General features: G+C 70.4%; 10 protein-coding genes. 9 read left to right on the plus strand and 1 reads right to left on the minus strand.

The features are described from left to right. Positions 1 to 39 precede the first annotated feature (39 nt). Entirely contained in the window at positions 40 to 345 is a 306-nt protein-coding gene (locus HWX31_RS12810; RefSeq protein ID WP_059612893.1) for a VF_A0006 family four-cysteine protein, read from the minus strand. Positions 346 to 557: 212 nt separating this feature from the next. Here HWX31_RS12810 and HWX31_RS12815 point away from each other — a divergent pair, with 212 nt between their 5' ends. The 9 genes from HWX31_RS12815 to HWX31_RS12855 all read left to right on the plus strand — a co-directional run bounded on the left by HWX31_RS12815 (position 558) and on the right by HWX31_RS12855 (position 12,123). Beyond that, positions 558 to 1,523 carry an ABC transporter substrate-binding protein gene (locus HWX31_RS12815; protein WP_059526436.1) on the plus strand — a complete coding sequence of 322 codons (966 nt, stop codon included), beginning with the start codon at positions 558 to 560 and terminating at the stop codon, positions 1,521 to 1,523. A 141-nt stretch (positions 1,524 to 1,664) separates the two neighbouring features. Continuing rightward, complete coding sequence (locus tag HWX31_RS12820; RefSeq protein ID WP_010090620.1) at positions 1,665 to 2,561, plus strand: ABC transporter permease; 897 nt, start codon at positions 1,665 to 1,667, stop codon at positions 2,559 to 2,561. Between the two features lies 1 nt (position 2,562). Continuing rightward, positions 2,563 to 3,357: an ABC transporter ATP-binding protein gene (locus HWX31_RS12825; RefSeq protein ID WP_174965950.1), complete on the plus strand. Its 795-nt coding sequence runs from the start codon at positions 2,563 to 2,565 to the stop codon at positions 3,355 to 3,357. A gap of 161 nt (positions 3,358 to 3,518) precedes the next feature. Beyond that, complete coding sequence (gene imuA / locus HWX31_RS12830) at positions 3,519 to 4,226, plus strand: translesion DNA synthesis-associated protein ImuA (RefSeq protein WP_175933924.1); 708 nt, start codon at positions 3,519 to 3,521, stop codon at positions 4,224 to 4,226. Then, positions 4,159 to 5,646 carry a Y-family DNA polymerase gene (locus HWX31_RS12835; RefSeq protein WP_175933925.1) on the plus strand — a complete coding sequence of 496 codons (1,488 nt, stop codon included), beginning with the start codon at positions 4,159 to 4,161 and terminating at the stop codon, positions 5,644 to 5,646. The genes imuA and HWX31_RS12835 overlap by 68 nt, the downstream gene beginning before the upstream one ends. A gap of 6 nt (positions 5,647 to 5,652) precedes the next feature. Next, positions 5,653 to 8,856: an error-prone DNA polymerase gene (locus tag HWX31_RS12840; protein WP_174964410.1), complete on the plus strand. Its 3,204-nt coding sequence runs from the start codon at positions 5,653 to 5,655 to the stop codon at positions 8,854 to 8,856. Between the two features lie 321 nt (positions 8,857 to 9,177). After that, positions 9,178 to 9,912, plus strand: a complete 735-nt coding sequence (locus tag HWX31_RS12845; protein WP_059612887.1) for a GntR family transcriptional regulator — start codon at positions 9,178 to 9,180, stop codon at positions 9,910 to 9,912. Between the two features lie 98 nt (positions 9,913 to 10,010). Further along, on the plus strand, positions 10,011 to 11,114 hold the full coding sequence (gene nagA / locus HWX31_RS12850) for an N-acetylglucosamine-6-phosphate deacetylase (RefSeq protein WP_045567147.1): 1,104 nt from the start codon (positions 10,011 to 10,013) through the stop codon (positions 11,112 to 11,114). Next, a complete protein-coding gene (locus HWX31_RS12855) occupies positions 11,107 to 12,123 on the plus strand; it encodes an SIS domain-containing protein (protein ID WP_174964414.1) in 1,017 nt (338 codons plus the stop codon). The genes nagA and HWX31_RS12855 overlap by 8 nt, the downstream gene beginning before the upstream one ends. Positions 12,124 to 12,134: the final 11 nt, after the last annotated feature.

Below are 12,134 nucleotides of genomic sequence, written 5' to 3' on the forward strand. Positions count from 1 at the left end.
GGCCGCCTTGCTCGGACCCTTTTCATTGGCGAGGCCGGCTCACATCTCACCGCGCCGCGAGCAGATCGTCAGGATCTCCCGGATCGCGACGTTGTCCCGGACGCCGGGCAGCGACTGCAGTATGCATTCGTAATAGCGCCTTTCGCGCGGCAACAGCATCGCGTTGTTCAGATAGAGCGCGTCGCAGGACTGCCGGATCAGGCGCGCCGCCGCGGGGTTCCAGCTCTCGCGCAGCGACTGCAGCACGCATTCGTCGTATTGCGCGTAGCCGTCGGTCAGCGCGAATGCGGCGGCCGGCATCGCGAGTGCGACGACGCTCGTGATCGAGCGGACAGTCCACGACATGTTGGCTCCCGTCGTCTGGATGGCTGCAACCAGCATAGTGCATCCGTGCCGGTTCATCCGGCGGGTCATGCGGCCCCGGCGCGCGTAAGCAGGCGGTCAGGAAGTGGTCTGCGGAAATGGTATGCTCGCGTTCGCCGCCGCGCACCGTGCAGGTGCGCCGGCCGCAGCGGAGACACCCTCAACCAGAACCGAGAATACGGGGAGACACATTCATGAAGCGTTTCAAGACTTTCGCGATCCGTTCGATCACGGCCGGCGTCGCCGCGCTGGCGCTCGCCGGCGCCGCGCAGGCGCAGACCGTCAAGGTGCTGTCGATCGTCGATCACCCGGCGCTCGACGCGATTCGCGATGGCGTGCGCGCGGAACTGAAGGCCGAAGGCTACGGCGACGACAAGCTCAAGTGGGAATACCAGAGCGCGCAGGGCAACACGGGCACCGCCGCGCAGATCGCGCGCAAGTTCGTCGGCGACCAGCCCGACGTGATCGTCGCGATCGCGACACCGGCCGCGCAGGCGGTCGTCGCGTCGACGAAGAGCGTGCCGGTCGTCTACTCGGGCGTGACCGACCCGGTCGCCGCACAGCTCGTGAAGGGCTGGGGCCCGGCGGGCACCAACGTGACGGGCGTGTCCGACAAGCTGCCGCTCGACCGCCAGGTCGCGCTGATCAAGCGCGTGGTGCCGAAGGCGAAGACGGTCGGCATGGTCTACAACCCGGGCGAAGCGAATTCGGTCGTCGTCGTGAAGGAGCTCAAGGAGATCCTCGCGAAGCAGGGGATGACGCTCAAGGAAGCGGCCGCGCCGCGCACCGTCGACATCGGCCCGGCCGCGAAGAGCCTGATCGGCAAGGTCGACGTGATCTACACGAACACCGACAACAACGTCGTGTCCGCGTACGAAGCGCTCGTGAAGGTCGCGAACGAAGCGAAGATCCCGCTCGTCGCGGGCGACACCGACAGCGTGAAGCGCGGCGGCATCGCGGCGCTCGGCATCAACTACGGCGATCTCGGCCGGCAGACCGGCAAGGTCGTCGCGCGCATCCTGAAGGGCGAGAAGCCGGGCGCGATCGCGTCGGAGACGAGCAGCAACCTCGAGCTGTTCGTGAACACGGGCGCGGCCGCGAAGCAGGGCGTGACGCTGTCGCAGGATCTCGTCAAGGACGCGAAGACGGTCATCAAGTAAGCCGCGGCCGGCCGAGCGCCGGGCTCGAAGGCCCCGACCGGGCCTGCACGAAACCGCTGGAGGGACGGCCCTTACCGGGGCCGTCCCTCCGTTTCGCCCGGCCGCATCCGTCCGGCCGGGAAGCAACAGGATTTCCCCACCATGTCTCTGTTCTCGTTTCTGGGCGCACTGGAGATCGGCCTGATCTTCAGCCTCGTCGCGCTCGGGGTGCTGATCTCGTTCCGCATCCTCAACTTTCCCGACCTGACCGTCGACGGCAGCTTCCCGCTCGGCGGCGCCGTGGCCGCGACGCTGATCTCGGCCGGCTTCGACCCGTTCGCGGCGACCGGCTTCGCGATCGTCGCGGGCGCCGCGGCCGGCTTCGTCACCGGCTGGCTCAACGTGCGCCTGAAGATCATGGATCTGCTCGCGAGCATCCTGATGATGATCGCGCTCTATTCGGTGAACCTGCGGATCATGGGCCGGCCGAACGTGCCGCTCATCACCGAGCCGACGCTGTTCACCGTGCTGCAGCCGGCCTGGCTGCCCGACTACGTGCTGCGCCCGGCGCTGCTCGCGATCGTCGTCGTGGTCGCGAAGCTCGGCCTCGACTGGTTCTTCTCGTCGCAGCTCGGCCTCGCGATGCGCGCGACTGGCGCGAACCCGCGGATGGCGCGCGCGCAGGGCATCGCCACCGGCCGCGCGACGCTCGCCGGGATGGCGCTGTCGAACGCGCTCGTCGCGCTCGCGGGGGCCCTGTTCGCGCAGACGCAGGGCGGCGCGGACATCTCGATGGGGATCGGCACGATCGTGATCGGGCTGGCCGCGGTGATCATCGGCGAGACGCTGCTGCCCGCGCGCCGGCTGGTGCTGACGACGCTCGCGGTCGTGCTCGGCGCGATCGTCTACCGCTTCTTCATCGCACTCGCGCTGAACAGCGAATTCATCGGCCTGAAGGCGCAGGACCTGAACCTCGTGACGGCCGCGCTCGTCACGATCGCGCTGGTGCTGCCGGCGACGCGCAAGAAGCTGTTCGCGCGCAAGAACGGAGGGGCATGACATGCTGTCCGCACAAGACCTGAAACTCACGTTCAATCCCGGCACGCCGATCGAGACGCGTGCGCTGCGCGGGCTGTCGCTCGACATTCCGGACGGCCAGTTCGTCGCGGTGATCGGCTCGAACGGCGCGGGCAAGTCGACCTTCCTCAACGCGATCAGCGGCGACCAGACGGTCGATGCGGGCCGCATCACGATCGACGGCGCGGACGTCACGCGCCAGCCCGCGTGGGACCGCGCGCACCTCGTCGCGCGCGTGTTCCAGGACCCGATGGCCGGCACCTGCGAGGCGCTGACGATCGAGGAGAACATGGCGCTCGCGATGGCGCGCGGCGCGCGGCGCGGCTTCAAGGCCGCGCTCGACCGGCCGTCGCGCGAGCTGTTCCGCGACAAGCTGCGGCTGCTCAACCTCGGCCTCGAGAACCGGCTGACCGACCGGATCGGGCTGCTGTCGGGCGGCCAGCGGCAGGCCGTGAGCCTCTTGATGGCGTCGCTGCGGCCGTCGCGGATCCTGCTGCTCGACGAGCATACGGCCGCGCTCGACCCGAAGACGGCCGCGTTCGTGCTGGAGCTGACCGCGCGCATCGTCGCCGAGAGCCGGCTGACGACGATGATGGTCACGCACAGCATGCGGCAGGCGCTCGACTACGGCGACCGCACGGTGATGCTGCACCAGGGGCAGGTCGTGCTCGACGTGTCGGGCGACGCGCGCCGCGGGCTCGACGTGCCGGACCTGCTGCAGATGTTCGAGAAGGTGCGGCACGAGCAGCTCGACGACGATGCATTGCTGCTTGGCTGACGCGTAGCGCGTGGGCCGGGCGCGCCGCCTCGTGATGCCCGGCCCGGCTTGTCTCCTGGCTTTCCCGTCTTTTATCTGACGAAAAACCGGTTTCGCACCGGCACTGTGCGACGCGAGCGCATTGCCATATACTGTATATCCATACAGTTGTGGGTGGCGTCATGCTCGCATCCTCCATTTCTCCTGAATCCCTTCATCCGTCGCTCTGGCGCGGCTCGCAGCTCGCGCGCGGCGGTCCGCGCACGATCGACACGGGTTTCGCATCGCTGTCCGCCGAACTGCCGGGCGGCGGCTGGCCGGTCGGCGGGCTCGTCGAACTGCTGGCCGCGCAGCCGGGCTGCGGCGAGATGCGGCTGCTCGCGCCCGCGCTCGCGCACACCGTCAGCGCCCGGCGGCCGCTCGCGCTCGTCGCGCCGCCGCAGTCGCCGCATGCGAGCGCGCTCGCCGGTCTCGGCGTGCCGGCCGACGCGCTGCTGTGGCTGCGCGCCGGCAGCCGTGCGGACGCGCTGTGGGCCGCCGAGCAGGCGCTCAAGACCGGCTGCTGCGGCGCATTGCTGCTCTGGCAGGATGCGCGGCCCGAGGCGCTGCGGCGCCTGCATCTCGCGGCCGCGCGCACGGGCGACACGCTGTTCGTGATGCTGCGCGCGCTGCAGGCCGCGCGGCAGCCGTCGCCCGCCGTGCTGCGCGTCGCGCTGCATCCCGTGCCGGGCGGCGTGTCGCTCGACATCGTCAAGCGTCGCGGGCCCGCGCGCGGCGAGCCGCTCGTGCTCGACCTGCCGTCGCCCATCGTGGAGAGCCGCTATGCGCGTCTTGCTCGGCATCCATCTGCCGCGCCTGCCGCTCGACGTGTGCGCCCCGCCGCCGTCTGACGGCGAGGCCGGCGAGGCCGGCTGTGCGGTGCTCGAGCAGGGCGTCGTGCTGATCGCCGACGCGGCCGCGCACCGGCAGGGCGTGCGCGCGGGCATGAAGCGCGGCGGCGTGCTGACGCTCGCGCCGCACACGCAGCTCGTCGAGCGCGATCTTCCGCGCGAGGCCGATGCGCTGCGCGCGGTCGCGCTCGCGCTGCTGCGTTTCTCGCCGTGCGTCGCGCTCGACGACGAAGCGACGCTCGTCGTCGACGTCGGCCCGAGCCTGCGCCTGTTCGGCGGCCTGCCGTCGCTGTGCCGCCAGGTGCGCGCGACGCTCGCGGCGCTCGGCTATGCGGCGCGCCTGTCCGCCGCGCCGACCGGGCGCGGCGCGTGGCTGCTCGCGCGCGCGTCGGCCCGCTCGCGCAGCCGGCGCCGGGTGGCCGGCCATGCGTCGCTCGTCCGCGCGCTCGACGCGCTGCCGTGCGTGCTGCTGCCCGACGCGCGTCCGTATGCGGACTGGTTCGACGGCCTCGGCTGCCGCACGCTGGCCGATCTGCGCGGCCTGCCGCGCGCGGGGCTGCAGCGCCGCTGCGGTCCCGCGCTGCTGGCCGCGCTCGACCGCGCATACGGCGATGCGGTCGAGCCGCTTGCGTGGATGCCGGTGCCGCCCGTGTTCGACGTGCGGCTCGAATTGCCGGAGCGCGTCGAATATGCGGAAGCCGTGCTGTTCGCCGCACGGCGGCTCGTCGTGCAGTTGTGCGGCTGGCTGGCCGCGCGGCAGCTGTCGCTGGCCGCGATGACGTTCGGCCTCGAGCACGAGCGCGGCCGCCAGGCGGTGCCGCCGACGTCGCTCGAGCTCGCATTCGCGGAGCCAGCGCGCGACGACGCGCACTTCATGCGGCTGCTCGGCGAGCGGCTCGCCCGTGTCGAGCTACCCGCCGCGGTGATCGCGGTGCGCCTGACGGCCACGCGCGTCGAGTCGGTCGCGCCGCCGGCCGATGATCTGTTTCCCGAGCCGGGCGGCACGCGCGAGACGCGTGCGCGGCTCATCGAGCTGCTGGTCGCGCGGCTCGGCGCGGAGAACGTGCTGCGCGCGGCGCCCGTCGCCGATTACCGGCCCGAGGCCGCGAACCGCTGGCTGCCGCTCGACGCGCAGGCCGGCAAGCCGTGCGCCGGCCTGCCGGCCGCGCCGCCGCGTCCCGTGTGGCTGCTGGCCGAGCCGCAGCCGCTGCTGATGCGCGAGAACCGGCCGGTGTTCCATACGCCGCTCAGGATGATGTCGTCGCCCGAGCGGATCGAGGCGGGGTGGTTCGACGGTCAGCTGGCCGAGCGCGATTACTACGTCGCGCAGGACGAAGAGGGGGCGTGCTACTGGGTATTCAAGGAGCGGACGAGCAGTCAGGCGGACCCGCACTGGTTCCTGCACGGCCTGTTCGGGTGAGCGGCGATGGTGGCGGAATTCAGCGGGTTGCCCGATTACGCGGAGCTGTTCTGCCGCTCGAACTTCTCGTTCCTGCATGGTGCGTCGCATGCGGAGGAGCTGGTCGAGCGCGCGGTCGAGCTCGGCTATCGCGGGATCGCGATCACCGACGAATGCTCGCTCGCGGGCGCGCCGCGGATGCATGTCGCGGCAAAGGCGAAAGGGTTGCCGCTGGTCGTCGGCGCGTACTTCGAGGTGACGCCGGACGATGTTCCGCCCGGCCACGATCCGGGCCCCGGCGCGTTCGGGCTCGTGCTGCTCGCGCAGAACCGCGAAGGCTACGGCAACCTGTCCGAGCTGATCTCGTGGCGGCGGATGGAAGCACCGAAGGGTACGTATCGGCTGACGCCGCGGATGTTGTCGGCGCCTCCCGCGAAATTCGCGCACTTGCGCGGGATGCCCGACTGCTTCGCGATCCTCGTGCCCGCATATCCGGTTCGCGCGAACGTGCTCGATGCGCAGGTCGCATGGTTTCGCGCGACCTTCGGCGGGCGGGCGCGGCTCGGGCTCGTGCAGCTGCAGCGCGCGCTGGACGGCGCGCAGCGCGACGAGATTCGGGAGGCGGGCGAGCGGCGCGGCGTGCGCGTCGTCGCGCTCGGCGACGTGACGATGCACAAGCGTTCATGCAAGCCGCTGCAGGACGTGATGACGGCGATCCGCGTCGGGATGCCGGTCTCGGAATGCGGCTATGCGCTCGCGCCGAACGCGGAGCAGCATCTGCGCGCGCGGAACCGGATCGCGAAGCTGTTTTCGCCGGACGAGATCGAGCAGACGTGCGCGATGCTCGATGCGTGTCATTTCGAACTCGACTCGCTGCGCTACGAGTATCCCGACGAGATCGTGCCGAAAGGGCACACGCCGACGAGCTATCTGGAGCAGGAAACCAGGGCGGGGGCGGCCGAGCGTTATCCGCAGGGTGTGCCGGAGAAAGTGGAGAAGCAGATTCGCCACGAGCTCGACCTGATCGCGAGGCTGAGCTACGAACCGTTCTTCCTGACCGTCTACGACATCGTCAAATACGCGCGCAGCCGGGACATCCTGTGCCAGGGGCGCGGCTCGGCGGCGAACTCGGTGGTCTGTTACTGCCTCGGCATCACCGAGGTGAATCCCGAGCAGAGCACGATGCTGTTCGAGCGCTTCATCAGCGCGGAGCGCGGGGAGCCGCCCGACATCGACGTGGACTTCGAGCATCAGCGCCGGGAAGAAGTGATTCAGCACATCTACGAAAAATACGGACACGATCGCGCCGCGCTCGCGGCCGCCGTGTCGACGTATCGTCCGCGCGGCGTGCTGCGCGAAACCGGCAAGGCGCTCGGCGTCGATCCGATGCTGATCGACCGCGTCGCGAAAGGGTACCGCTGGTTCGACGGCAGCCGCGACCTGCTTCAGCAATTCGCGACGACCGGGCTCGATCCCCGGACGCCGCTCATCCAGGCGTGGGCCGAACTCGCCGCGCGGCTGCTCAATTTTCCGCGCCATCTGTCGCAGCACTCGGGCGGCTTCGTGATCAGCCGCGGCAAGCTCACGCGGCTCGTGCCCGTCGAGAACGCGGCGATGGACGGCCGGCGCGTGATCCAGTGGGACAAGGACGACCTCGAAGCGCTCGGGCTGATGAAGGTCGACGTGCTGGCGCTCGGCATGCTGTCGGCGCTGCACCGCGCGTTCGACCTGCGCACCGCGTGGCGCGGACCGCCGGAGCCGGACGGCGAGCCGTTCACGCTGAAGCACATTCCGCAGGATGACGAAGCAACCTACGACATGATCTGCCGCGCCGACACGGTCGGCGTGTTCCAGATCGAATCGCGCGCGCAGATGTCGATGCTGCCGCGTTTGCGGCCGCGCACTTACTACGATCTGGTGATCGAGGTCGCGATCGTGCGGCCGGGGCCGATCCAGGGCGGCGCGGTGCATCCCTACCTGAAGCGGCGGCAGGGGCTCGAGAAGGTCAGTTACCCGAAGGAGGATCTGAAGCCTGCGCTCGAACGCACGCAGGGGGTGCCGATCTTCCAGGAGCAGGTGATGCAGGTCGCGATGATCGCGGCGGGCTTCACGCCCGGCGAAGCCGACGAGTTGCGGCGCGCGATGGCCGCATGGAAGCGCAAGGGCAATCTCGAGAAGTATCACCGCAAGATCGTGGACGGCATGCGCGAGCGCGACTATCCGCCCGAATTCGCCGAACAGATCTTCGAGCAGATCAAGGGCTTCGGCGATTACGGTTTCCCCGAGAGCCATGCGGCGAGCTTCGCCAAGCTGGCCTACGCGAGCAGCTGGCTCAAGTGCCACGAGCCGGCGATCTTTCTCGCCGCATTGCTGAACAGCCAGCCGATGGGATTCTATCCGCCGTCGCAGCTCGTGCAGGACGCGAAGCGGCACGGCGTGCAGGTCCTGCCGATCGACGCGACGAAGAGCGGCTGGGATGCGTCGCTCGAAGCGCTGCCGGGCCAGCCGCGTCCACACGGACAGCCGGCCGTGCGGCTCGGCCTGTCGCTCGTGCGCGGCCTCGGCGAAGCCGCCGCGCGCCGGATCGAAGCCGCGCGCGCGGCCGGTCCGTTCGAAACCGTCGACGCACTCGCGCGCCGCGCGCAACTCGAACGCCGCGATCTTGAAGCGCTCGCCGCCGCGAACGCGCTCGCGACGCTCGCGGGGCATCGCCGCGATGCGCTGTGGCAGGCCGTCGCCGCGGCGCCGGAGCGCGACCTGCTCGCGGTCGCGCCGATCGACGAGCCGGAGATGCCCGCGCTCGGCGCGCCGTCGGAGGCCGACGACGTTCTCGCCGATTACCACACCACCGGCCTCACGCTGAACCGCCATCCCGTCGCACTGCTGCGGCCCGCGCTGCGCGAGCGGCGGCTGTCGTCCGCGGCCGAGCTGCACGACCGCCCCGACGGCCGGCTCGCGCGCGCCTGCGGGCTGGTGACCGCCCGCCAGATGCCGGGCACCGCGAAAGGCGTGATGTTCATGACGCTCGAGGACGAAACGGGCTGCGTGAACCTGATCGTCCGGCCCGAGCTGCTCGCGCGGCAGCGCCGCGAGACGCTCGATTCGCGGCTGCTCGCGGCGTCGGGCGTCTGGCAGGTCGTGAGCGATGTGCGGCACCTCGTCGCGCAGCATTTCGAGGACCTGACGCCGCTGCTCGGCGGACTGCGCACGTCGAGCCGCGAGTTCCACTGAGCATCCGCCGCCCCCGCCGCGGCCGGCTCGCTGCACGATGCATACCAGTGCGCGGAACTGGTTCTATTCCGGTCTCATTTCAGTCGCGATTCTCCCGTCCGGAGGCATCGCGAAACGGTCCCCTTGCATACCGCCTCGGGTAAATCCCTATCTCGCATCACGTTGTAAACAAAGGCTTTGCTGCAGCTAAAACGCTTGCGGGGCAAGGCTTTCGGCGATTTCGACGATACTAATACCAGTTCGTTGACTGGTATTATTGTGGTTATATAATGCCTTCACTTTCCGACGGCCCGCGTCCGTCGTCCGACTCCCCGGAGGCTCATGGAAACCGGCTGTTCCGAACTGGCGCCCGATCCTCACCGCGATACGCCGCTCTATCTGCAGCTCGCGCGCAATCTGGCGAGCGCGATCCACGACGGCGCATGGCAGGCCGGCGAGGCGCTGCCGTCGGAGCGGGTGCTGTCGGCGTCGGTCGGCGTGTCGCGGATCACCGCGCGGCGCGCGCTGGCGCTGCTGGTCGAGCAGGGCCTGGTCACGCGGGCGCGCGGCGCGGGCACCTTCATCACGCCGCGCGTCACCGATCCGCTGTCGCGTCTGGTCGGCTTCACCGCGAAGATGCGCCAGCGCGGCTTCACGCCGGATTCGGTGTGGCTGTCGCGCAAGCTGCGCGCCGCGAGCCGCGACGAGATCACCCATCTCGGCCTCGCGCCCGGCGCGCTGGTCGCGCGGCTCGAGCGGCTGCGCCGCGCGGACGGCATCGTGATGGCGGTCGAGCACTCGACGCTGCCGGCCGCGGTGGTGCCCGATCCGCACGCGCTCGGCGCGTCGCTGTACGAGCACCTCGAAGCGCGCGGCCAGGTCGTGGTGCGCGCGCTGCAGCACTTTCGCGCGGTGAACGCGACGCGCGACATCGCGAAATGGATGGCGGTGGCGCCGGGCGCGGCGCTCCTCGTGATCACGCGCATCGGCTACGGCGCCGACGAGCGCGCGATCGAAATGACCGAATCGTATTGCCGCGACGATTACTACGACTTCGTCGCCGAACTGAAACGCTGACGCGGGAGACTACACCGGCGCGCGACGACCGGCGCACCCTGCGGATTTTGCACATCGCGACGCGGCTCGCCGCGTCACCAGATCATCAAGAGAATGTCATGCTGACTGGAAACATCCTCACCCCCGACGGCTGGATTCACGGCGCGCTCGATTGCGAGAACGGGCGCATCACGACGCTCGACGGCGCCCCTGCCGATCCCGCGAAGAACGACGCGCCGTACATCCTGCCCGGCTTCATCGACCTGCACGTGCACGGCGGCGGCGGCGCCGACGTGATGGAAGGCGGCGACGCGATCGAGACGATCGCCCGCACGCACGCGCAGTACGGCACGACGAGCCTGCTCGCGACGACGATGACCGCGCCGCGCGACGAGCTGATGAAGGTCGTCGGCAACCTCGGCAGCGTCGCGCGCACCCGCACGCCGGGCGGCGCGCGCGTGCTCGGCGTGCACCTCGAAGGGCCGTACATCAACCCCGGCAAGCTCGGCGCGCAGCCGGACGCGGCCGTGTCGGCCGTGCTCGACGAAGTGCTGAAGTACCTGTCGATCGCGCCGATCCGCGTCGTCACGCTCGCGCCGGAAATCGCCGGCCACATCGAGATCATCGGCGAGATGGCCGCGCGCGGCGTGCGCGTGCAGCTCGGCCACTCGCTCGCGACCTACGACGACGCGGTCGCCGCGCTCAAGCACGGCGCGTGCGGCTTCACGCACCTGTTCAACGCGATGTCGCCGCTGCACCACCGCAACCCGGGCCTCGTCGGCGCGGCGCTCGCGCACGCCGAATACGCGGAGATCATCCCCGACCTGCTGCACGTGCATCCGGGCGCGATCCGCGCGGCGCTGCGCGCGATCCCGCGCCTGTACGTCGTGACCGACAGCACGTCGGCCACCGGCATGCCCGACGGCGAATACCGGCTCGGCAGCCAGCACGTGACGAAGTGCCTCGGCGGCGTGCGGCTCGCCGACGGCACGCTCGCCGGCAGCACGCTGACGATGGACCAGGCGCTGCGCAATCTCGTGTCGCTCGGCCTGCCGATCGCCGACGTGTCGAACCGGATGTCGCGCTACGCGGCCGACTATCTCGGCATCGCCGATCGCGGCCGCCTCGTGCGCGGCGCGTGGGCCGACGTCGCCGTGTTCGATCGCGACCTGAACCTCACCGCGACCTACGTCGAAGGAGAATCGATTGTCGAATATGCTTAACGAAGCGCGCGAGTCCGCCCGGGTCGTCGCCGCGCAGCTCGCCGACACCGCGCGCATCGAAGCGCTCGCCGGCCAGCTGCTGGATCATCCGCCGGCCGTCGCGCTGACGGTCGCGCGCGGCAGCTCGGATCACGCCGCGAGCTATTTCGCGAGCCTGACGATGAGCCGCCTCGGCGTGCCGGTCGCGTCGCTGCCGATGTCGGTCGCGACGCTGCAGCAGGCGCCGCTGAAGGTGCAGGACCAGCTTGCGATCGCGTTCTCCCAGTCGGGCCAGAGCCCCGATCTCGTCAACACGATGGCCGCGCTGCGCGAAGCCGGCGCGCGCACCGTCGCGGCGGTCAACGTGCTGCCGTCGCCGCTCGCCGACGCCTGCGAGCACCAGCTGCCGCTGCTGGCCGGCCCGGAACTGTCGGTCGCGGCCACCAAGAGCTACATCGCGATGCTGTCGCTGTCCGCGCAGATCGTCGCGTTCTGGCAGCGCGACGCGGCGCTCGTCGCCGCGCTGCGCGGCCTGCCCGACGTGCTCGCGCAGGCGGGCGCGCTCGACTGGTCGCCGGCCGTCGCCGCGCTGGCCGACGTCGAGCGGATGATCGTGATCGGCCGCGGCCTCGGCCTCGCGATCGCGCAGGAAGCCGCGCTGAAGCTGAAGGAAACCTCCGGCATCCAGGCCGAGGCGTTCTCGAGCGCCGAGGTGCGTCACGGCCCGATGGAGCTGATCGACCGCGACTACCCGCTGCTCGTGTTCGCGCCGCCGGGGCCGGAGCAGGCGGGCCTGCTGCAGCTCGCGGCCGACATGCGCGCGCGCGGCGCCGCGGTGCTGCTCGCCGCGCCGGCCGGCACGCCCGGCCTGTCGGGCACGGTGCTGCCGCTTGCGCAGTCCGCCCATGCGGCGCTCGACCCGATCGCCGCCATTCTGTCGTTCTACGTGATGGCGGCGGATCTCGCCGTCGCGCGCGGCCGCAATCCCGATACGCCGCGCCACCTGAACAAAGTCACCGAAACGCATTGATGAGCCGAGAA

Source organism: Burkholderia ubonensis (genome assembly GCF_902833085.1).
Lineage (GTDB): Bacteria > Pseudomonadota > Gammaproteobacteria > Burkholderiales > Burkholderiaceae > Burkholderia > Burkholderia ubonensis.